11 protein-coding genes are annotated in these 22792 nt (G+C 72.5%); 8 read left to right on the top strand and 3 right to left on the bottom strand.

What is annotated here, in order from left to right; translation table 11 throughout:
• Window positions 1–7 precede the first annotated feature (7 nt).
• The 6 genes from ABZ928_RS49000 to ABZ928_RS48975 all read left to right on the top strand — a co-directional run bounded on the left by ABZ928_RS49000 (window position 8) and on the right by ABZ928_RS48975 (window position 16559).
• Window positions 8–6637 carry a type I polyketide synthase gene (locus ABZ928_RS49000; RefSeq protein WP_361535296.1) on the top strand — a complete coding sequence of 2210 codons (6630 nt, stop codon included), beginning with the start codon at window positions 8–10 and terminating at the stop codon, window positions 6635–6637.
• Window positions 6638–6642: 5 nt separating this feature from the next.
• Entirely contained in the window at window positions 6643–9774 is a 3132-nt protein-coding gene (locus ABZ928_RS48995) for an acyltransferase domain-containing protein (protein WP_361535293.1), read from the top strand.
• 164 nt (window positions 9775–9938) lie between these two features.
• Entirely contained in the window at window positions 9939–13253 is a 3315-nt protein-coding gene (locus tag ABZ928_RS48990) for an amino acid adenylation domain-containing protein (RefSeq protein ID WP_361535290.1), read from the top strand.
• Window positions 13254–13328: 75 nt separating this feature from the next.
• Window positions 13329–14687, top strand: coding sequence for a crotonyl-CoA carboxylase/reductase (gene ccrA / locus ABZ928_RS48985; protein ID WP_361535287.1), 1359 nt, complete (start codon window positions 13329–13331; stop codon window positions 14685–14687).
• 1 nt (window position 14688) lies between these two features.
• The gene (locus tag ABZ928_RS48980) at window positions 14689–15678 is read left to right on the top strand and encodes a ketoacyl-ACP synthase III (RefSeq protein WP_361535284.1); all 990 of its coding nucleotides are present in this window, start codon (window positions 14689–14691) and stop codon (window positions 15676–15678) included.
• Entirely contained in the window at window positions 15675–16559 is an 885-nt protein-coding gene (locus tag ABZ928_RS48975) for a 3-hydroxybutyryl-CoA dehydrogenase (RefSeq protein ID WP_361535281.1), read from the top strand. The genes ABZ928_RS48980 and ABZ928_RS48975 overlap by 4 nt, the downstream gene beginning before the upstream one ends.
• Window positions 16560–16633: 74 nt before the next feature.
• Here the strand turns inward: ABZ928_RS48975 and ABZ928_RS48970 are convergent, their stop codons facing one another.
• The 3 genes from ABZ928_RS48970 to ABZ928_RS48960 form a co-directional block, all read right to left on the bottom strand.
• Window positions 16634–17395, bottom strand: a complete 762-nt coding sequence (locus ABZ928_RS48970; RefSeq protein ID WP_361535278.1) for an alpha/beta fold hydrolase — start codon at window positions 17393–17395, stop codon at window positions 16634–16636.
• A 61-nt stretch (window positions 17396–17456) separates the two neighbouring features.
• Window positions 17457–18965, bottom strand: coding sequence for an FAD-dependent monooxygenase (locus ABZ928_RS48965; protein ID WP_361535275.1), 1509 nt, complete (start codon window positions 18963–18965; stop codon window positions 17457–17459).
• Between the two features lie 332 nt (window positions 18966–19297).
• Window positions 19298–19705: a hypothetical protein gene (locus ABZ928_RS48960; protein WP_361535272.1), complete on the bottom strand. Its 408-nt coding sequence runs from the start codon at window positions 19703–19705 to the stop codon at window positions 19298–19300.
• Window positions 19706–20227: 522 nt separating this feature from the next.
• Between ABZ928_RS48960 and ABZ928_RS48955 the strand changes: the two genes are divergently transcribed.
• Complete coding sequence (locus ABZ928_RS48955) at window positions 20228–22126, top strand: 2-oxoacid:acceptor oxidoreductase subunit alpha (RefSeq protein WP_361535269.1); 1899 nt, start codon at window positions 20228–20230, stop codon at window positions 22124–22126.
• The coding region (locus ABZ928_RS48950; protein ID WP_361535266.1) for a 2-oxoacid:ferredoxin oxidoreductase subunit beta at window positions 22116–22792 on the top strand (677 nt) is incomplete at its 3' end. The genes ABZ928_RS48955 and ABZ928_RS48950, both read left to right, overlap by 11 nt.

The following is a 22792-nucleotide window of genomic DNA, read 5'->3' as shown; positions in this document are numbered from 1 at the left end:
AAGAGCGATGACAAACGACAACAACGCCGAGGTCCTCGACTACCTCAAGCGGACCTCGATCGAGCTCCTGGAGACCCGCAAACGTCTCAAGGAGCTGACGGACGCCGCCGCCGAACCCATCGCCGTCGTGGGCGTCGCCTGCCGCTTCCCCGGCGGGGTGACCTCCCCCGAGGAGCTGTGGGAGCTGGTGCGCACCGGCGGCGACGCCGTCTCCGACTTCCCCGACGACCGCGACTGGGACCTGGAGTACGACCCCGACCCCGCGCGGCCCGGCACCTGCTACACCCGCTCGGGCGGATTCCTGTACGACGCGGGCGACTTCGACGCCGAGTTCTTCGGGATCAGCCCGCGCGAGGCGATCGCCTCCGACCCGCAGCACCGGCTGCTCCTGGAGGCCTCCTGGGAGTCCCTGGAGCGGGCCGGCATCGACCCCGAGACCCTGCGCGGCAGCGACACCGGGGTGTTCGCGGGCATCACCTACTTCGGCTACGGCAACCACTTCCACACCCCGGAGTCCATCGCGGGCTACGGGCAGGTCGGCTCGCTGCTGAGCGTGGCGTCCGGACGGGTGGCGTACACCCTGGGTCTCGAGGGCCCGGCGATCTCGACCGAGACGGCGTGCTCGTCGTCGCTGGTGGCGGTGCACCAGGCGGTGCAGTCGCTGCGGCTGGGCGAGACCGGGCTCGCCCTCGCCGGCGGTGTCACCGTCGTGGGGCTGCCGCAGGTGTTCCGGGAGATGTCCCGGCAGCGCGGCCTCGCGGCGGACGGGCGCTGCAAGGCGTTCGCGGACGCCGCCGACGGCACCGGGTTCGCCGAGGGCGTCGGCGTCCTGGTCCTGGAGCGGCTCTCGGACGCGCGCCGCAACGGACACGACGTCTGGGCCGTCATCCGCGGCTCGGCCATCAACCAGGACGGCGCCTCCAACGGCCTGACCGCGCCCAGCGGCCCCGCCCAGCAGCGCGTCATCCGCGCCGCCCTCGCCAACGCCCGCCTCCAGACCGCCGACGTCGACGCGGTCGAGGCCCACGGCACCGGCACGACCCTCGGCGACCCCATCGAGGCGGGCGCCCTGCTCGCCACCTACGGCCAGGACCGCGAGGGCCGGGACCCGCTGTGGCTGGGCTCCCTGAAGTCCAACACCGGCCACACGCAGGCCGCGGCGGGCGTCGGCGGCATCATCAAGATGATCATGGCGATGCGGCACGGCGTCCTGCCCAAGACCCTGCACGTGGACCGGCCCTCCACCCACGTCGACTGGTCGGCGGGCGCGGTGGAACTGCTCACCGAGGCCCGCGACTGGACCACGGAAGGCGACCGGCCCCGGCGCGCGGGCGTCTCCGCCTTCGGCGTCAGCGGCACCAACGCCCACGTGATCCTGGAGCAGGCCCCCGAGGCCGACACCGAGCCCGAGGTCACGACCGGGGAGCTCCCGGGCGGACTCGTCCCGTGGGCGCTGTCGGCCCGCACGGAGGACGCCCTGCGGGCCCAGGCCCGCAAACTGCACGCCTTCGCCACCGCCGACCCCGGCCTGGACCTCGCCGACGCCGCCGCGTCCCTGGTGTCGAGCCGGACCGCGTTCGAGCACCGCGCGGTGGCCCTCGGCGCCGACCGCGCCGAACTCCTCGACGCGCTGGAGGCGTTGAGCGAGGGCACGGAGTCCCCGGCGGTCGTCCGCGGCACCGCCGCCGAACCCGGCGGCACCGTCTTCATGTTCCCCGGCCAGGGCTCCCGATGGGCCGGTGTGGCAGGGCAGTTGTACGACGCGTTCCCCGTCTTCGCCGAGAGCGTCGACGACATCTGCGCCCGCTTCGAGCCCCATCTGCCGTTCCCGCTGAAGCCGGTGCTCCTCGCCGACGAGTCCGACGCGTCCGTCGACCGTGAGCGCACGGACATCGCCCAGCCCGCCCTGTTCACCCTCCAGGTCAGCCTCTACCGGCTCCTGACCCGGTACACCGCCCGCCCCGACCGGCTGATCGGCCACTCCGTCGGCGAGATCGCCGCCGCCCACGTCTCCGGCGTCCTCGACCTCGACACCGCGACCAGGCTCGTCGCCGCGCGCGGCCGCACCATGCGCAAGGTCACCGAGCCCGGCGCCATGCTCGCCGTCCGCACCTCGGAAGCCGCGATCAGCCCGCTCCTGGGCGCGTACGACCGGGTCGGCGTCGCCGCCGTCAACGGCCCGGAGTCCGTGGTGGTCTCGGGCCTGCGCGACCAGATCCACGCGCTCCGCGACCGCCTCGTCGCCGACGGCACCTCCGCCAAGCTGCTCGCGGTCGACCAGGCCTTCCACTCCCCGCTGATGGACCCGATCCTCGAAGAGTTCGCGGCCGCGCTGAGCGAGTCCGGCGATGTCCGATCCGGTTCGGCAGCGCCCCAAAGGGGCGCGGGGCTGTATCGACATGCGGCTCCGCCGCGGGGCGCGACCAGCCACGACGGCGCCGCAGACGATCGACGGCATAGCACGGCACTACCAGCGGAGCGCCTCGGCACCCTCCCGGCGGGCGAGCTGTCGATCCCGATCGTCTCCACCCGGCTGGGCCGCGAGGCCACCCTCCAGGAACTGACGTCCGTCCGCCACTGGGTCGACCACGTCCGCGAACCCGTCCGCTTCCACGACGCGGTCGAGACCGCCCGTACGGCGGGCACGAGCCTCTTCCTGGAGGTCGGGCCCGGCGCGACGCTCAGCGGCATCACCAAGGAGGCCTTCGCCGCCGAGGGCGTCCACGACACGGTCGTCCTGTCGGCGTCCCGCCGCGACCGCACCGGCCCGCAGGCCCTGCTCGGCGCCCTCGCCCAGCTGCACGTCCAGGGCGGGCCCGTCGACTTCGACGCCCTGTTCGGCACGCGCCGCCGGGTCGACCTGCCGACGTACGCCTTCCAGCGCCAGCGCCTCTGGCTCGACCTGCGCGCCGGGATGCGGTCCACGGACGTCACCACGGCGGGCCTGTCGGCCTCGCGGCATCCGCTGCTCGGCGCCGTCCTCGACCACCCCGGCACCGGCGACACCGTCTTCACCGACCTGTGGTCCCTCGCCACCCACGGCTGGCTCGCCGACCACACCGTGTTCGGCGCGGCCGTCGTCCCGGCCACCGCCTACCTGGACCTGGCCCTGTCGGCCGGCGAACACGTCGGCTCCGGCGCGGTCGAGGAACTCACCCTCGAAGTCCCGCTGATCCTCCCCGACGAGGGCGACGTACAGATCCGGATCGTCGTCGGCGCCGAGGACGAGTCGGGCCGCCGCGCCCTGGACGTGTACTCGCGCCTCGCCGACGACGACACCGAGGCGGGCGGCGCCTGGACCCGGCACGCCATGGGCACCCTCGCCCCGGCCGCCGAGTGGACCGAGGACACCAGCGCGCTCGCCGTCTGGCCGCCCGCCGGAGCCGAGCGGATCGCCTTCGACACGCTCTACGACGACTTCGCGGACGCCGGCTTCGACTACGGCCCCGCCTTCCGCGGCCTGCGCGAGGTCTGGCGGCGCGGCGACGACCTGTTCGCCCTCGCCACCCTTCCCGACACCGCCGACGCCCCGCCCGCCACCGGCTTCGCCCTGCACCCGGCGCTGATGGACACCGCCCTGCACGCGTCGATCGTCGGCGGAGCCATCCAGGTCACCGGCGACCAGGGCCGCATGCCGTTCTCCTGGTCCGGCGTCGAACTCGCCGACGCGGGCGGCCCGACCGTACGCGTGCGGCTCACCCCGGCCGGCGACGAGGCCGTGTCCCTGCTCGTCGCCGACGAGCACGGCCGCAAGATCGCCACCGTCGGGGCGCTGACCTTCCGCCCGGCCAGTGCCGAGCAGGTGCGGTCGGCGCGCGGCGGGCAGGAGCAGCCGCTGTACGAGGTGCGCTGGCAGCCCGCCAAGGAGAGCGAGCCCACCGGGGACACCGGGCAGGGCGCCGCCCGCGAGCCGTGGGGCGTGCTCGGCACGGAGGACGGCCTGGCCGCCCGCCTCACCGGCGACACCGTCCGCCGTTACGACTCCCTCGACCAGGCCCTCGCCGGGCAGCCGCCGCGCGACCTCGTGCTGTGCCTGGACGACTTCGTCCCGGCCGGCGACGGCCTCCTCGACTCGGTCGCCGCCGCCGACAAGCTCGTCCTGGACCGCGTCCAGCGCTTCCTCACCGAGGAGGCCCTCGCCGAGTCCACGCTGCTGGTGCTGACCCGGCTGGCCCTCGACACCGGCGCGGGCGAGCGCGTCGAGAGCCTGCCGGGCGCGTCCGTGTGGGGCCTCATCCGGTCCGCGCAGACCGAACACCCGGGCAGGTTCCGGCTGCTGGACATCGACGACGAGAACCTCTCCTGGGACCGCGTCCCGGACGCCCTCGCCCTCCCCGATCCCCAACTGGCCCTGCGCGGCGGCGCGTTCCTCGCCCCCCGCCTGACCGCGGCCACACCCGCCGAGCACCGTATCGAGCCCCCGGCGTCCGGCGCCCACCGCCTCGGCATCCCGAGCAAGGGCACGCTGGAGAACCTCACCTGGGTGCCCTGCCCCGAGGTCGAGGCGCCTTTGACGAGCGGCCAGGTCCGCATCGCCGTCCAGGCCGCCGGGCTCAACTTCCGTGACGTCACCATCGCGTTGGGCCTGGTCGACAAGACCGCCATCGACGCCGGACTCGGCAGCGAGGGCGCGGGAGTCGTCCTGGAGGTCGCCGACGACGTGACCCGTCTCGCCCCCGGCGACCGCGTCACCGGCATCTTCACCGGCGCCTTCGGACGCACCGCCGTCGCCGACCACCGCATGCTCGTGCCCGTCCCCGACGGCTGGAGCTACGCCGAGGCGGCGTCCGTGCCCTGCACCTTCCTCACCGCCTACTACGGCCTCGTGCGCATCGCGAACCTCCAGAAGGGCCAGCGGGTCCTCATCCACGCGGCGGCCGGCGGTGTCGGCATGGCCGCCGTCCAGCTCGCCCGGCACATCGGCGCCGAGATCTACGCCACCGCCAGCCCCGCCAAGTGGCCCGTCCTGCGCGACCTGGGCGTGCCCGAGACCCATCTGGCGTCCTCGCGCGACCTGCTGTTCGCGGAGACGTTCCGGCACGCGTCCGGCGGGCGGGGCGTGGACGTCGTACTGAACTCCCTGGCCCACAAGTTCGTCGACGCCTCCCTGACCCTGCTGCCGGGCGGCGGACACTTCGTCGAGATGGGCAAGACGGACATCCGCGATCCGCGGCAGGTGGCCGCGGATCACGCCGGGGTCGCGTACGAGGCCTTCGACCTCTACGAGGCGGGCCCGGACGCGCTCCACGAGATGTTCCAGGCCGTCATGGACCTGTTCGCCGACGGCCGCATCCGGCTCAACCCGGTCTCCCTCAGCGACATCCGCGACGCCCGCGGCGCCTTCCGCGAGATGAGCCAGGGCCGCCACATCGGCAAGCTCGTCCTGGAGATCGGCGGCGGCCTCGGCGGCGGCACCGTCCTGGTCACCGGCGGCACCGGGGGAGTGGGCTCTCTCGTGGCCCGGCACCTCGTCGCCGAACACGGCGTACGGAGCCTGCTGCTCGCGAGCCGCAGCGGAGCGGCGGCCGACGGGGTGCCCGAGCTGGTCGCCGAGCTGGAGGCCGCCGGGGCCGAGGTGCGGGTCGCCGCGTGCGACGTCGCCGACCGGGCCGCCGTCGCCGGGCTGCTCACCGACCTGCCCGGCCGCTACCCGCTGACCGCCGTCGTGCACGCCGCGGGCGTCCTCGCCGACGGCACCGTCGAGTCTCTCACCGCCGACAGCGTCGACCGGGTGCTCGCGGCGAAGGCCGGCGGCGCGGTCAACCTGCATGAACTGACCCGGGACCGCACCCTGTCGGCGTTCATCGAGTTCTCCGCTCTCGCGGGCGTCCTCGGCAACGCGGGGCAGGCCAACTACGCCGCCGCCAACACCTTCCTCGACGGCCTCGCCGCCCACCGCAGGGCGTCCGGGCTGCCCGGCACCTCGCTGTGCTGGGGCTGGTGGGAGGAGAGCGGCGGCATGGCCGGGACCCTGGACCAGGCCGGCCTCGACCGGCTCCGGCGCACCGGCATCGCCGCGATGCCGACCGCCGAGGCCCTGGCCCTGTTCGACACCGCCGTCACCAGCGAGCGGCCGGTCCTCGTCCCGGCCCGCCTCGACCTCACCGCCCTGCGCGGCCGGCCCGGCGACGAACTGCCGCCGCTGCTGCGCGGCCTCGTCGAGGGCGGCCGCCCCCGCCGCACCAAGAGCACGGCCAAGTCCGGCGGTTCGGCCGGCTTCGCCGAACGGCTCGCCGCGCTCCCCGCCGACGAGGCGGCCGTCACCGTCCAGGACTGGGTCCGCGACCAGGTCGCCGTCGTCCTCGGCCACACCTCCGGTGCGCGCGTCGACGTCGACCAGGCCTTCACCCAGCTCGGCTTCGACTCGCTGACCGCCGTCGAACTCTGCAACCGCCTGGCCGCCGCGACCGGACTGCGCCTGGCCTCCACGCTCGTCTTCAGCTACCCGACCCCGACCGAACTGGCCGAGCACCTGCACGGGCTGCTGCGCCCGGAGCAGGACACCGGCCCCGCCGAGACCGCCGAGACCGCCGGGGCCGCCACCGAGGCCGCCCTCCAAGACGCGCTGAGCGTGGACGAACTGTCCGACCTGGACCTGGACGCACTCGTCGACCTGGCTCTGGACGAGAAGAGGTGAACGACATGACCGACTCCACCGATCGCACCGCCGACGGCGAGAACCGCGTCCAGCGGGCGCTGCGCACCCTCCTGGAGGAGCGCGACCGCCTCCGGCAGGAGAACGACCACCTGAAGGCCGGCCGCGGCGAACCCATCGCCGTGGTGTCCATGGCGTGCCGCTACCCGGGCGGTGTGACCTCGCCCGAGGAACTGTGGGACGTCGTCCGCGAAGGCCGTGACGTCGTCGGCGACTTCCCCGCCGACCGCGGCTGGCGCGACGTGTACGACCCGGACCCCGACGCCGCCGGCAGCGCCTACACCCAGCAGGGCGGCTTCCTCGCCGACGTCGCCGGCTTCGACGCGGGCTTCTTCAACATCAGCCCCCGCGAGGCCCTCGCCGTCGACCCCCACCACCGCCTCCTCCTGGAGACGTCCTGGGAGGTCTTCGAACGGGCCGGCATCGTCCCCGCCGACGTCCGCGGCGCCGAGGTCGGCGTCTTCTCCGGCATCAGCTCCTCCGAATACGGCTGGCGCTTCCTGGAGGGCGGCCAGAAGGACCTGGAGGGCTACCTCCTGTACGGCAGCGCCCTCAGCGTCGCCTCCGGGCGCGTCGCCTACGAGATGGGCCTGACCGGGCCCGCGGTGTCCGTGGACACGGCGTGCTCGTCGTCGCTGGTCGCCCTGCACCAGGCGGTGCAGTCGCTGCGCTCCGGCGAGTGCACGCTCGCGCTGGCGGGCGGGGCGCTGGTGATGGCGACGCCCGCGATGTTCGTCGAGTTCTCCCGGCAGCGCGCGCTGTCCCCCGACGGCCGCTGCAAGGCCTTCGCGGACGCCGCCGACGGCACCGGCTGGGCCGAGGGCGTCGGCGTGCTCCTCCTGGAGCGGCTCTCCGACGCCCGCCGCAACGGCCACCCCGTGCTGGCCGTCGTCCGCGGCACCGCCGTCAACCAGGACGGCGCCAGCAACGGTCTGACCGCCCCCAACGGCCGTGCCCAGGAGAAGGTCATCCGCAAGGCCCTCGCCAACGCCGGGGTCACGGCCGCCGACGTCGACCTCGTCGAGGCCCACGGCACCGGTACCCGGCTCGGCGACCCCATCGAGGCCGGCGCCCTGCTCGCGACCTATGGCAAGGACCGGCCCGCCGGGCGGCCGCTGTGGCTGGGCTCCCTGAAGTCGAACATGGGGCACGCCCAGGCCGCCGCGGGTGTCGGCGGTGTCATCAAGACCGTGATGGCCCTGCGCCACGGCCACCTGCCCAAGTCCCTGCACGTGGACGCCCCTTCGTCGCACGTGGACTGGTCCTCCGGCGGGGTCGAGATCCTCGCCGAGGGCCGCGACTGGCCCGCGACGGACGGCCCGCGCCGCGCCGGGGTCTCCTCGTTCGGCGTCAGCGGCACCAACGCGCACGTCATCCTGGAGGAAGCCCCTCAGGACGCACGGCAGGAAGCCCCCCAGGAGCGGCCGGAGGCGAGCGCTCCGGAGGCGGGTGTCGTCGGCGGCCTCGTGCCCTGGACCGTGTCCGGCAAGACCGCGAAGGCCGTGGAGGGCCAGGCGGCCAAACTCCGCGAACTCCTCACCGCCAACCCGGAGTTGGATCTCGCCGACGCGGCCTGGTCCCTCGTCAAGAGCCGCTCCCGGTTCGAGCACCGCGCCGTCGCCCTCGGCCGCGACCGCGACGAACTCCTCGCCGCGCTCGGCGCGTTGAGCGAGGGCGCCGAGTCGCCCGCCGTGGTCCGCGGCACCGCCGCCAAACTCGGCCCCACCGCGTTCGTCTTCCCCGGCCAGGGCTCCCAGTGGGTCGGCATGGGCCGCGAACTGTACGAGGCGTTCCCGGTGTTCGCGCAGAGCCTCGACGAGTGCGCGGCCGCCCTGTCGGAGTGGGTCGACTGGTCCCTCACCGACGTCATTCGCGGTGTGGAGGGCGCCCCGGGCCTGGACGAGGTGGACGTCGTCCAGCCCGCCCTGTTCGCGGTGATGGTGTCCACGGCCGCCCTGTGGCGGTCCTTCGGCGTCGAACCGACCGCCGTGATCGGCCACAGCCAGGGCGAGATAGCCGCCGCGTACGTCGCCGGAGCGCTGTCGCTGCGGGACGCCACCAAGGTCGTGGCGCTGCGCAGCAAGGCGATCGTCGACCTCATCGGGCACGGCACGATGGCCTCGGTCGCCGAACCCGTGGACGTGGTCGAGGAGGCGCTGGCCCCGTGGGGCGACCGCATCAGCGTCTCCGTCGTCAACGGGCCCCGCTCGGTGGTGGTCTCCGGCGAACCGGACGCCATCGACACGTTCGTCGAGCAGATGAAGGAGGCGGGCTCCCAGGCCCGCCGGATCTCCGTCGAGTACGCCTCGCACTCCCACTACGTGACCCGGATCCGCGACCAGGTCATCGACCCGATCACCGACATCACCCCGCGCACGTCGAAGCTGCCGTTCTACTCGACCCTGCACGGCGAACTCATCGACACCGCCCGCCTCGACGCCGGCTACTGGTACGACAACCTGCGCGAGAAGGTCCGCTTCGAGGAGTCCGTCCGGCTGCTCGCCGAGGACGGCTTCCGCGTGTTCGTCGAGATGAGCCCGCACCCCGTGCTGACCGTCCCCGTGCAGGACATCACCGAGGACCTGGACGACGTACTCGTCCTGTCCTCGTCCCGGCGCGGCCGCGGCGAGGTGGAGTCCGTCCTGACCTCGCTGGCCGCCCTGCACACCGGCGGCGGAACCGTCGACTTCGACGCGCTGTTCGGTGGCGCCCGCCGCCGGGTGGACCTGCCGACGTACGCGTTCCAGCGGCAGCGGTACTGGCTGAACTCCGTGGCCACGGCGGCGGTCGCGGAGGCGCCCGCGGTGGAGCCGGTCGTGGCGGAGGAACGTGCCCTTCCCCTGTCGGAGCGGGTCGCCGCCCTCCCCGGCGCCGAGGCCGAGGCGCTCGTCCTCGACCACGTCCGAGAGAAGGTCGCCGTCGTCCTCGGCCACGCCTCCAGCGAGGCCATCGGCGCCGACCAGGAGTTCAAGGACCTCGGCTTCGACTCGCTGCTGTCCGTCGAGCTCAGCAAGCGCCTGGCCGCGTCCACCGGCCTGAAACTGCGCCCGAACGTGGTGCTGCGCTACCCGTCACCACGGCTCATCGCCGGACACATCAAGTCCTCGATGGCCGCCTGAAGCAGTACGGGAACGTCCCGCCGGCGGGACACCGCAAGCACGTCAGCGGCCTGTCCCGCCGGGCGCCAACTTGTCTTGAAGCAGCCGATTCACCTCCCCGAAGGTGGGAGGGATCCGCGAATTTCTCCGATGTCCGGGGCCGGTTTGTCGAGGGGTTGATCTGTGTGCGTTCGTTCGGTGCGTCATCTGCGCATAAGGGCATGTGGCGGGCGCAGCAAATGGCCCCCGACACGCCCAACCACGCGCTGACCATGTGGGACGTGGACGGTGAGCTGGACGCCGCCGTCATGGAGTCCGCGTTCCTGCATGTGATGGGCGAGGCGGAGGTCCTGCGCGTCAACTTCGTCGACCAGGACGGCGAGGTGCGGCTCGTCCCGCGCGAACTGGGGGACTGGCGGCCCTTCTTCCTCGACCTGAGCGCCGAGGCCGACCCCGAGCAGGCCGCCCGCGACGCCCTGTCCGACATCGTGAAGCAGCCCTTCGACCTGGAGCGGGACCTGCTGTTCCGGCTCGGCGTGGTCAAGCTCGGCGACACCCGCTCCTTCCTGGTGATCGCCTACCACCACCTCATCTCCGACGGCTTCGGCGCCGGCGGCCTGCTCTCCAAGCGGCTCGCCGAGGTCTACACGGCCCTCGTCCGCGGCGAGCCGGTGCCCGAGCTGCCGCACCCGTGGGACACCGAGTCGTTCGCGGCCGAGGCCGTCGACTACCTCGGCTCCCCGCAGTTCACCGAGGACATGGCGTACTGGCGGGAGTACCTCGCCACCCCGCCCGCGCCCGCCCAGGTCCCCCGGGTCGCCCTGTCCGACGCGCTGCGCGCCCGGCTCTCCGAGCCGCTCAGCAGTGCCGACCGCTGGTCGGAGGTGGCCGAGACCATTGGCATGGTCAGCCGCACCCTGACCGTCCCGCGCGCCGAGGCCGACGCGTGGACCGAGACCGCGCAGTCCATGGGCCTGTGGATGTCGCAGATGCTCACCGCGGCCGCCGCCGTCTACTTCCGGCACCGCTGCGACCGCCCGGAGTTCCTTCTCTCCCTCGCGGTCGGCAACCGCATCGGCGTCGCCAGCCGCACCCCCGGCCTCGCCGTCAACGTCGTCCCGGTCAAGGTGAAGGTCCCGCTGGGCGCGACCTTCACCGACATCGCCGACACGATCGTCGACGAGACGTACGAGATCTTCGACCACTCCGCGCTGCACTACTCCGACATCCAGCGCGCCGCCGGCACCGTCCTGAGCGGACGCGGCAGTTACGGCGCCGTCATCAACGTCGTCGAGTTCGCCGAGCAGCTCCACTTCGCCGACAGCCCGGCCCGCTACTCCGGCGCCACGACCGGCACCTTCGAGGAACTGTCCATCGGCGTCTACTCCGACGGCAGCCCCGACAGCGACCTGTTCATCCGCCTCGACGCCCCCGCCAACCTGTACCACCGCGCCGAACTCCGCTTCATTGGCGAGGAGTTGATCGCCCACATCCGTGCCGTGGTCGCCGCCGGCGCCCAACCGGTCGGCGCCCTCGACCTGCTGACCGGCGCCGAACGCCACACGGTCCTGCGCGAGCCGAACGCCACCGAGGCGCCCCTGCCGGAGACGACGGTCGGTGAGCTCTTCGCCCAGCGGGCGGCCCAGACCCCGGACGCCGTCGCACTGGTCTCCGGCGACACGACGGTCTCGTACGGCGACCTGAACGACCGCGCCGACCGCGTGGCCCAGGCCCTGCGCGCCCAGGGCGTCGGCCCCGAGACGGTCGTGGCGGTGGCCCTGCCCCGCTCCACCGACCTCGCCGCGGCCCTCCTGGGCGTGGTCAAGGCGGGCGGCGCCTACCTGCCCCTCGACCCCGCGTCCCCGGCGAACCGCATCGCCACCCAGCTCGCCGACGCGTCGGCGAAGGCCCTGCTCACGGACGCGCCGACGGCCCAGGCATTGGCAGCGGGCCTGACCGTCCCGGCACTGGTCCTCGCCGACCTCGCGCAGGGCACCGCCCACGCATCGGACGCAGCCGACGCCACGCAGGCTTCGCAGGCCGCGCAGGCTTCCGGCGCCTCGGCCGCTGCCGCGCAGGCCGCCGCCGAGCGCCCCGCTGACACCGCCAACTCCGCGGACACCGCCGCCCCCACCCCGGCCACTCACCCGCACCCGGACAACCTGCTCGCCGTCGTCCACGGCTCCACCCCCGCCGGCGTCGCCCTCACCCACCGCAACCTGCTCCGCTTCGCCCTGGACCGCGGCCACCAGGACCCCGGCACCGTCCTGTGGCACGCCCCGCACACCTCCGACGCGCTCGCCCTCGAACTGTGGGCGCCGCTCCTCAACGGCGGCCGGGTCGTCGTCGCCCCCGCCGGGGACCTCGACCTCGACGGCCTCGCCGAGACCCGTACCGCGCACGGCGTCACCACACTCTGGCTGCCCGCGGGCCAGTTCTCGGCGGTCGCCGCGGACCGCCCCGAGCGGCTCGCCGGACTGCGCGAGGTGTGGACCGGCGGCGACCGTGTCTCCGCGGCCGCGCTGCGCCGGGTCCGCGAGGCCTGCCCCGAGCTGACCATCGTCCACGGCCACGGCCCCACCGAGACCACGGTGTTCGCCGCGAGCCACCGCCTGGCCGCCGGGCAGCCGGTCCGTCACGCGGACGCCGTCGGCCGCCCCCTGGACAACACCGCCCTGTACGTCCTGGGCCCCGGCCTCGCCCTGCTCCCCGTCGGCGTGACCGGCGAACTGTACGTCTCCGGCGCCGGCGTGGCCCGCGGCTACACCGGCCGCCCCGCCACGACCGCCGAACGCTTCGTGCCCTGCCCCTTCGGCCCCGACGGCACCCTCATGTACCGCACCGGCGACCGCGTGCGCTGGGGCAGCGACGGCCGCCTGGAGTACGTGGCCCGCGCCGACGCCCAGGCCGATGTCCGGGGCGTCCGCGTCGAACTCGGCGAGGTCGAGGAGGTGCTGTCCGAGCACACCGGGCTCGCGCAGTCCGTCGTGGTCGTCCGCGAGGACGCCTCCGGGCAGCCCCGCCTGGTGGCGTACGTCGTCCCGGCGGGCGGACAGACCGTCGCCGCCGACGAACTGCGCCGGTTCGCCGCCGGATGGCTGCCCGAGTCGATGGTGCCGACCGTGTACACGGTCCTCGAACGCCTCCCGGTGACCGCGGAGGGCCGGGTCGACCGGACCGCGCTCCCCGAGCCCGCCTTCGACGACAAGAAGTACCGCGCCCCCCGCAACGACACCGAGAAGACCCTCGCCCGGGTGTTCGCCGAGGTCCTCGAACTGGACCGGATCGGCATCGACGAGGACTTCTTCGACCTCGGCGGCAACTCCCTGCGCGCCATCCGGCTGGTCGGCCTGATCCGCTCGGAGCTCAAGCAGGAGGTGTCCATCCGCCGCCTCTTCGCGGCGCGCACCGTCATCGGCCTGTCGGACATGTGGAAGGACCTCGGCCAGTCCAGCAGGCCCAGCCTGCGCAGGCGGACCCGGGAAGGCGCCGTCCTCTAAGCGCCCGCCACCTCGACACTGCCCCCGGCCAGCAGCGGCTTCTTCCCTGTGGCACCGCGAAGCAGAAAGGGAATCATGGATTCTTTGACAGAAGCCCTGCTGTCCGGGGCCGGCCCGGACGAGATCGGGCGACACGAACTCCCCTCGGAATACGAGGCCGCCCACCTCCTCGCCGCCGACGTCGGCATGTTCGACGGCGCCGAGGACAAGGACGTCCGCAAGTCGCTGCGCGTCGGCCCGGTCCCGATGCCGGAGATCGCCCCCGACGAGGTCGTCGTCGCCGTCATGGCGAGCTCCATCAACTACAACACCGTATGGTCCGCGACCTTCGAACCGGTCCCCACCTTCGACTTCCTCAAGCGCTACGCCCGCCAGGGCGGCTGGGCCACCCGCCACGACCTGCCCCACCAGGTGGTCGGCTCCGACGCGGCCGGCGTCGTCGTACGGGTCGGGGCGGGCGTACGGCACTGGAAGGTCGGCGACCATGTCGTCGCCTCCTGCGTCCAGGTCGACGACCAGGAGCCCGCGACCCACGCCGACGCGATGCTCGGCACCGGCCAGCGGATCTGGGGCTACGAGACCAACTTCGGCGGCCTCGCCCACTACTCGGTGGTCCGCGCCAGCCAACTCCTGCCCAAGCCCGCCCACTTGACCTGGGAGGAGGCCGCGGGCGTCCTGCTGACGGCGGCGACCTCGTACCGGATGCTCGTCGGCGACAACGGCGCCCGCATCAAGCAGGGCGACATCGTCCTCGTGTGGGGCGCCACCGGCGGTCTCGGCGCGTTCGCCGTGCAGATGGTGAAGAACGCCGGCGGCATCCCCATCGGCGTGGTCAGCTCCGAGCGCAAGGCCGCCGCGCTGCGCCGCCTCGGCTGCGACGTCGTCATCAACCGGGCCGACATCGGCATGGGCGGCGACGCCCCGCTCACCCCCGAGCGCACCATCGAGCTCGGCAAGCGGCTCGGCCGGGAGATCCGCCGCCAGGTCGGCGAGGACCCCCATGTGGTCTTCGACTACGTCGGCCGCGCCACCTTCGGCATCTCCGTGTTCGTGGTCCGCAAGGGCGGCACGGTCGTCACCTGCGGCTCCAGCACCGGCTACGACCACCACTTCGACAACCGCTACCTGTGGATGAACCTCAAGCGGATCGTCGGCAGCCACGCCGCCAACCTCCAGGAACAGGCCGAGTGCAACCGGCTCTTCCAGCTCGGACACCTCGCCCCGATCCTCTCCGAGGTGTACCCCCTCGCCGACATCGGCGAGGCCGCCCGCCTGGTCCAGCTCAACCGGCACACCGGCAAGGTCGGCGTGCTCTGCCTCGCCCCCGAAGAAGGCCTCGGCGTCACCGACCCCGCCCTGCGCGAGAAGATCGGCGCCGCCCGCCTCAACCCGCTGCGCGAACCGACCGCGCCCGCACTAGCCGAGGTGGCCTGACATGGGGATCGGCATACTCTCCACCGGCGCGTACCTGCCCAAGAACGAGGTCGGCAACGAAGAGGTGGCCGAGCGCGCCGGCGTCACCGCCGAGTGGATCGAGCGCAAGACGCAGATCCAGTCCAGGCGCTACGCCGCCGAGCACGAGGCGACCTCCGACCTGGCGATCAAGGCCGCCGAAAAGGCCCTGGAACAGGCCGGACTGACCGCCCGGCAGCTCGACTACATCATCGTCTCCACCTCCACCGGAGACTCCCCGCAGCCCCCCACCTCCTACCTGGTCCAGCACGGCCTGGGCGCCTACGGCGCGGCCTGCTTCGACGTCAACGTCGTGTGCAGCGGCTTCGTCTACGCCCTCGCGCTGGCCCACAGCCTGGTGACCGTCCGCCCCGACGCCCGCGTCCTCGTCATCGGCGCCGACGTCTACTCGCGGATCCTGGACTTCACCGACCGCAGGACGGCGATCCTGTTCGCCGACGGCGCCGGCGCCGCCATCGTCGGCGCCGTCCCCGAGCCGTACGGCATCCTCGCCACCGACCTCGCCAGCCGCGGCGACGCCCACCACCTCATCCGGGTCGAGGCGGGCGGCAGCCGCAAACCCGCGTCGGCGGCGACCCTCGCCGCGGGCGACCACTTCTTCCGCATGGACGGCCGCGGCGTACGCGACTTCGTCGCCGAACACGTCCCGCCCGCGCTCCTCGCGCTCACCCGCAAGGCCGGCGTGGACATCGGCGCCGTCGACCACTTCGTACCGCACCAGGCCAACGGCGTCATGCTCGGCGACGTCGTCGAGCGCACCGGCCTCACCGCCGCCCGCACCCACCGCACCCTCATCCGGTACGGCAACGTCGGCAGCGCCTCGGTCCCGGTCGCCCTCGACGAGGCCCACCGCACCGGCGCCCTCGCACCGGGCGACCTGGTGCTGCTCGCCGGGTTCGGCGGCGGCATGTCCATGGGAGCGTCACTACTGACCTGGGGGTCCCGCGCATGACCACGTCCGCGCAACAGGCCGGAGCGAGCATCGACCGGGTGGGTGTCGTCGGCAGCGGCATCATGGGCACCGGCATCGCCGAACTGTGCGCCAAGGCCGGCCTGAACGTGAAGGTCGTCGTCTTCTCCGAATCATCCCTGACGACGGCACCCCAGCGGCTGGCCGCCTCCCTCGACCGGGGCGTGGCGAAGGGCAAGCTGACGGCAGAGGAACGCGACGCGGCCCTCGCCCGGGTGACCTTCACCCGCGACCTCGGCGAACTCGCCGACCGCTGGCTGGTCATCGAGGCGATCAAGGAGGACGAGCAGCTCAAGCTGGAACTCTTCGCCGCCCTCGACAAGATCGTCGAGGACCCCGACGCGATCCTCGCGACCAACACCTCCTCGATCCCCGTCGTACGGCTCGCCGCCGCCACCCGCCGCCCCGGCCAGGTGCTCGGCATGCACTTCTTCAACCCCGTACCGGCCCTGCCGCTCGTCGAACTCGTCGCCTCCGTCCTCACCGACGAGGCGGTCAGCGCCCGCGCCCTGGTCTTCGTCCGCGACGTCCTCGGCAAGCAGCCCATCGCCTCCCCGGACCGGGCCGGGTTCATCGTCAACGCCCTGCTCTTCCCGTACCTGCTCTCCGCGGTCCGCATGGTCGAGTCGGGCCTGGCCACCGCCGAGGTCATCGACCAGGGCATGACGCAGGGCTGCGCACACCCGCTGGGCCCGCTCAAGCTCGCCGACCTCATCGGCCTGGACACCACCGTCTCCATCGCCGAGGCCATGTACGAGGAGTTCAAGGAGCCCCTGTACGCGCCCCCGCCGCTGCTCCTTCGCATGGTCGAGGGCGGCCTGCTCGGCAAGAAGACCGGCCGCGGCTTCTACACCTACGCCTGAGCCGCGGCGCGAAGGGGCCCGGCGACCATGAACGGTCGCCGGGCCCCTTACTCACGTCGTTTTACTTACGTCGTTCAGGAAGCGGCGCCCTCGGTGAGCAGCATCCCCTCGGTGACGGCCGCGGCCACCCCGTCGAGGTGGTCGAAGAGATAGAAGTGCCCGCCGGAGAACACCTTCACCGCGAACTCCCCGGTGGTGTAGGGCTCCCAGGTGTGCGCGTCCCCGACCGTCATCATCGGGTCGCTGTCCCCGGTCAGCGCGGTCACCGGCACGTCGAGCGGGGCGCCCCCGCTCCAGCTGTAGGTGCCGAGCGCCGAGTAGTCGCCGCGCAGCGCCGGCATCACCAGTTCCAGGATGTCCGGGTCGTCGAGCATGCCCTGCTCGGTGCCTCCCAGCCGGCGCACATCGGCCAGCACATCGTCGTCGTCGTACAGGTGGTAGGGCGCGCTGTCGGTCTCCGGGCCGCCCCGCCCGGACAGGAACAGCCGCTGCGGGCCGGGCAGTTGACGCCGGGCGAGCACCCGGGCCGTCTCGAACGCGACGAGCGAGCCCATGCTGTGCCCGAACAGGGCGTACGGCCGTCCGCCGGGCACCGCGATGTCCCGGGCCAGCTCCTCGGCCACCGCCTCCACGAGCGCGGCCATGGAGGTGAACGGCTCCTCCCGGAACCGGTCCTGGCGCCCCGGATACTGCACGCACAACACGTCGAAATGCGGCGGCAGCGCCTGCGTCAGCTCCTTGTACGCCGTCGCGGAGCCCCCCGCGTGCGGGAAGCACACGAGCCGCGGCCCGCCCCCCACGACCGTGGTGAAGCGTCGGAACCACGTGCTGTTCACGGTGGTGTTGTCCCTTCGTAGGCGGAGGCCGGGTCGGTGGAGGCCGGGTCGGTAGAGGCTTTCACTTCCGCGCGGCGGGCCCGAACCAGGTGGTGAGGGCGGTGCGCAGTTCGCCGGCGTCAGGTGTGGATCCGCCGGCGGCCGCCCAGGCGACATGCCCGTCGGGCCGGATCAGCAGCGCGGCGGGAGCGTCGATCTCCCCGACGACCGGCACCGGCCACCGCTCGTCCTCGCTGCGCGCCACGACGAGGTCGACCCGGTCCGACCAGCCCTCGGCGACCGCCGCCACCTCGGCGCTGCCGCCCAGGTCGAGCAGGACGGGCCGGGCGCCGTGCAGCAGCTCGTACACGTACGTCTCCCCGGTGTCCGACTTCAGGTCGGCGTCCGGGACCCGGCGGCCCACCAGGTGGTGGTCGCCGTCGATGGGGTAGCGGATGTCCAGCGCGGTCAGCAGATGCCGCAGGTAGCGGTTGACGTCGTCGAAGACCATGAGGGCGCTGAACACCTCGCGCAGCGCGTCCGTCTGCGGCCCGGGCCGCACCAGGGCCGACTGCGCGCGCGTGTTGTGCAGTACGCGTTCGGCGACCGGGTGGCGCTCGGCGTGGTAGCTGTCCAGCAGGCTCTCCGGCGCCCGGCCGCGCACCACGGAGGCGAGCTTCCAGCCGAGGTTGACGGCGTCCTGCACGCCCATGTTGAGCCCCTGCCCGCCGGCCGGGAAGTGGATGTGCGCGGCGTCGCCGGCGAGCAGCACCCGCCCCTTGCGGTACTGGGCGGCCTGCCGGGCGGCGTCGTTGAAGCGGGACACCCAGCGGGGGTTGCGCATCCCGAAGTCGGTGCCCGCGACCCTGATCAGCGACTCCTTCAGCCGCTCGAAGGTGACGGGTTCGTCGCGCCCGTCGACCCGGTCGAACTCGGAGGTGATGACGCGATGCCAGCCCGGTTCGAAGGCGATCGCGGAGTAGTCGCCGTGCGGAGTGCGCCGCACCCACACATAGTCCTCCGGCAGATCGGGCAGTTCGACGTCCCCGATGAGCGCGGTCATCGTCGCCTCGGTGCCGGGGAAGTCGATCCCGGCGAGCTTGCGCACGGTACTGCGCCCGCCGTCACACCCCACGAGGTAACGCCCGCGCACCGCCTCCTGCCCGGCCCCCAGCTCGACCGTCACTCCACCGTCGTCCTGCCGGATCCCGCTGACCTCCGCGGACCGGCGTATCCGCACGCCGAGTTCACCGGCCCACTCCTCCAGGATCCGCTCGATGGCGGACTGAAGGATCATCAGCGGGTAGGGGTGGCGGGACTCGGACTCGTCGAAGTCGAGGTAGAGGCCGGAGAAGTGGCCCACCGGCTGGAGTTCGCCCTCGTCGAGGAAGCGCTCCAGGACGCCGCGCTGGTCGAGCACCTCCAGGGTGCGGGAGTGGATCCCGCCGGCCCGGGACTCGCCCGAGCGCTCGGCGAGCCGCTCGACGACCACCACCTCGGCGCCCGCCAGCCGCAGTTCGCAGGCGAGCATGAGGCCCGTGGGCCCGGCGCCCGCGATCACCACATCCGTGTCCGTGCCGGTGTCTCCCACGTCGTTCCCCTCTGTCGGCGCGGCCTGTCACATCGTTCAAGCAATCCGTTCCACCGTCACGCACGGGGATCAGCGGTACAAGACACCCCGGCGCCGGGACGAGGCACGGGCGGGCCGAGCTTGCCCGTCCCGCCGGCGGGACAGCACAGCGGCGGCCACCCCCGTTGCCGGGGCCCGCACACCAGTGACCCCGCCGGAGAACTCTCCGACGGGGTCCGGGGGTTGGGGATACTGCGTCTTCCCGGGGGATAACCCCCGGACCCCCAGCAGAAAAGCAGGTCAGCGAGGATGGCCGGCGCGGACACCGCGCGGCAAACCTGCGTAATGCTCGGTCACGCGGCGTCGAGGGCCGCGGTGATCTTCCGGATCATCTCGGTCACGGCCGGGCTGGCACCGCCCTTGCGGGCCTGCGCACCGGTCTCGGCGGCGACGAGGACGGCGCCGCGGAAGTTGGCCGCCTCCTCCGGGGCGTGCTTCTTCAGCACCTCGACCGCCTCGGTCAGGGCCGGCAGGACACGGTCGGCGAGCTCGGCGGTCGTCTTGCCGCTCAGGTCACCGGCCGAGGACTTCTCCGACAGCACGTGACCGACCAGACCGGTCGCGGAGTGCAGGGCGATGCTGCCCTGGGAGGCGATCTTGCCGGGCGAGTCGTTGCCGGCCGCGGCGGCCAGCAGCGAGATGGCGCCGTAGGCGGCGGTGCGGAGGGTGTTCTTGTCCTGGTCGCTGAGGGTGACGGACATGTGGGGGCTCCTTCGTTTCGTACGCCTGACCCGGCGTCGCTCCGTTTCGATGGCTCTACTGTGGCACACGTATGGCGCCATGTCGAGCCACTAATGACACCAGAAGAGTGCCAGGCGGCATCACGTGAGGACGTAAGTCAACATATTGGCAGGTCAGAGATGGCGTGGGGGTGGCGCCAGCGGGCCAGATTTTCTTGTCGTCGGCGGGAAAACATGAGGCCCGCCGGTGCCCTCGGGGGATGTTGGGGGCGCCCGGCGGGCAGTGCGGCGCTCCGCGAAGGCTCATGGCTGTCCGCATCGGAGCTCACGCCCCCAACCCTTCCCAGCCCGCCTCGACAGCCGCTCGCGCGCCACTGGAGCCACCCCCGCGCAAGACCGCCGCTGGGCGACGGCACAAGCACTTCTCTACTCGCCGTACATAGCCTCCTGAGCGATGTACGACCCTGCACCGCACCGCACCACGCGTCCGCCGGCACCCCTGCCTGAACGCGCGGACCAGCATCGACAGGAGCCGACACACGTATGTCCGTGGAAACCACTGCCCCTGCCGTGACAGGGGCGCGTCACAAAGAGGTCCGCCGCCTGGACCGGGTGATCATCCGGTTCGCCGGCGACTCGGGTGACGGCATGCAGCTGACGGGCGACCGCTTCACCTCCGAGACGGCGTCGTTCGGCAACGACCTGTCGACGCTGCCCAACTTCCCCGCCGAGATCCGCGCCCCCGCAGGCACCCTCCCCGGCGTCTCCTCCTTCCAGCTGCACTTCGCCGACCACGACATCCTGACCCCCGGCGACGCCCCGAACGTCCTGGTGGCGATGAACCCGGCGGCCCTGAAGGCGAACCTCGCCGATGTCCCGCGCGGCGCCGAAGTCATCGTCAACACCGACGAGTTCACCAAACGGGCCATGCAGAAAGTCGGCTACGACGGCAGCCCCCTGGAGGACGGCTCCCTCGACGCCTACCACGTGCACCCGGTCCCGCTGACGACCCTCACCGTCGAGGCCCTCAAGGACTTCGACCTCAGCCGCAAGGAGGCGGAGCGCAGCAAGAACATGTTCGCGCTCGGCCTGCTCTCCTGGATGTACCACCGCCCGACGGAGGGCACGGAGAAGTTCCTCAGGGCCAAGTTCGCCAAGAAGCCCGAGATCATGAGGGCCAACCTGGCCGCCTTCAGGGCGGGTTGGAACTTCGGCGAGACGACGGAGGACTTCGCGGTCTCGTACGAGGTCGCGCCGGCCGCCCAGGCATTCCCGGCCGGCACCTACCGCAACATCTCCGGCAACCTGGCCCTGTCCCACGGCCTGATCGCCGCATCCCGCCAGGCGGAACTGCCCCTCTACCTGGGCTCGTACCCGATCACCCCCGCCTCGGACATCCTGCACGAGCTGAGCAAGCACAAGAACTTCGGTGTGCGGACCTTCCAGGCGGAGGACGAGATCGCGGGCATCGGCGCGGCGCTGGGCGCGGCGTTCGGCGGCAGCCTGGCGGTGACGACGACGTCGGGCCCCGGCGTGGCGCTGAAGTCGGAGGCGATCGGCCTGGCGGTCTCCATGGAACTGCCCCTCCTGATCGTGGACATCCAGCGCGGCGGCCCCTCGACAGGCCTGCCCACCAAGACCGAACAGGCCGACCTCCTCCAGGCGATGTACGGCCGCAACGGCGAGGCCCCGGTCCCGGTGGTGGCCCCGAAGACGGCGGCGGACTGCTTCGACGCGGCGCTGGAGGCGGCCCGCATCGCCCTGAAGTACCGCACCCCGGTGTTTTTGCTGTCGGACGGCTACCTGGCCAACGGCAGCGAGCCCTGGCGCATCCCGGAACTGGCCGAACTCCCGGATCTGCGCGTGCAGTTCGCCCAGGGCCCGAACCACACCCTGGAGGACGGCAGCGAGGTCTTCTGGCCGTACAAGCGCGACCCCCAGACCCTGGCCCGCCCGTGGGCGATCCCGGGCACGCCGGGCCTGGAGCACCGTATCGGCGGCATCGAGAAGCAGGACGGCACGGGCAACATCTCCTACGACCCCGCCAACCACGACTTCATGGTCCGTACCCGCCAGGCGAAGATCGACGGCATCGACGTCCCCGACCTGGAGGTCGACGACCCGCACGGCGCGGGCACGCTGGTACTGGGCTGGGGCTCGACATACGGCCCGATCACAGCGGCAGTACGGCGATTGCGGTCGGCCGGAAAACGAATAGCCCAGGCCCACCTGCGCCACCTCAACCCCTTCCCGAAGAACCTGGGCGAGGTCCTGTCCCGCTACGACCGCGTGGTGATCCCCGAGATGAACCTAGGCCAGCTGGCCACCCTGATCCGGGCGAAGTACCTGGTGGACGCCCACTCCTACAACCAGGTCAACGGCATGCCGTTCAAGGCCGAACAGCTCGCCGACGTACTGGAGGAAGTACTCCATGCCGACTGAACTCAAGCTCACCGTCAAGGACTTCAAGTCGGACCAGGAGGTCCGCTGGTGCCCGGGTTGCGGTGACTACGCGATCCTGGCGGCGGTGCAGGGCTTCATGCCGGAACTGGGCGTGAGGAGGGAGAACATCGTCTTCGTCTCAGGCATCGGCTGCTCCTCCCGCTTCCCGTACTACATGAACACGTACGGCATGCACTCCATCCACGGCCGCGCCCCGGCGATCGCGACGGGCCTGGCCACGTCACGCCGGGACCTGAGCGTGTGGGTGGTGACGGGCGACGGCGACGCGCTGTCGATCGGCGGCAACCACCTGATCCACGCCCTGCGCCGCAACGTCAACCTGAAGATCCTCCTCTTCAACAACCGGATCTACGGCCTGACAAAGGGCCAGTACAGCCCCACGTCGGAGGTCGGCAAGATCACGAAGTCGACCCCGATGGGCTCCCTGGACGCCCCCTTCAACCCGGTGTCCCTGGCGATCGGCGCGGAGGCGTCCTTCGTAGCGCGCACGGTCGACTCCGACCGCAAGCACCTGACGGAGGTGCTGCGTCAGGCGGCCGCGCATCCGGGCACGGCGCTGGTGGAGATCTACCAGAACTGCAACATCTTCAACGACGGCGCCTTCGAGGCCCTGAAGGACAAGCAGCAGGCGGAGGAGGCGGTGAT

Source organism: Streptomyces sp. NPDC046909, from assembly GCF_040644695.1.
GTDB lineage: Bacteria > Actinomycetota > Actinomycetes > Streptomycetales > Streptomycetaceae > Streptomyces.
Note: the sequence above shows the minus strand (reverse complement) of the source record. Positions and strands in the feature narration are given on the sequence as shown.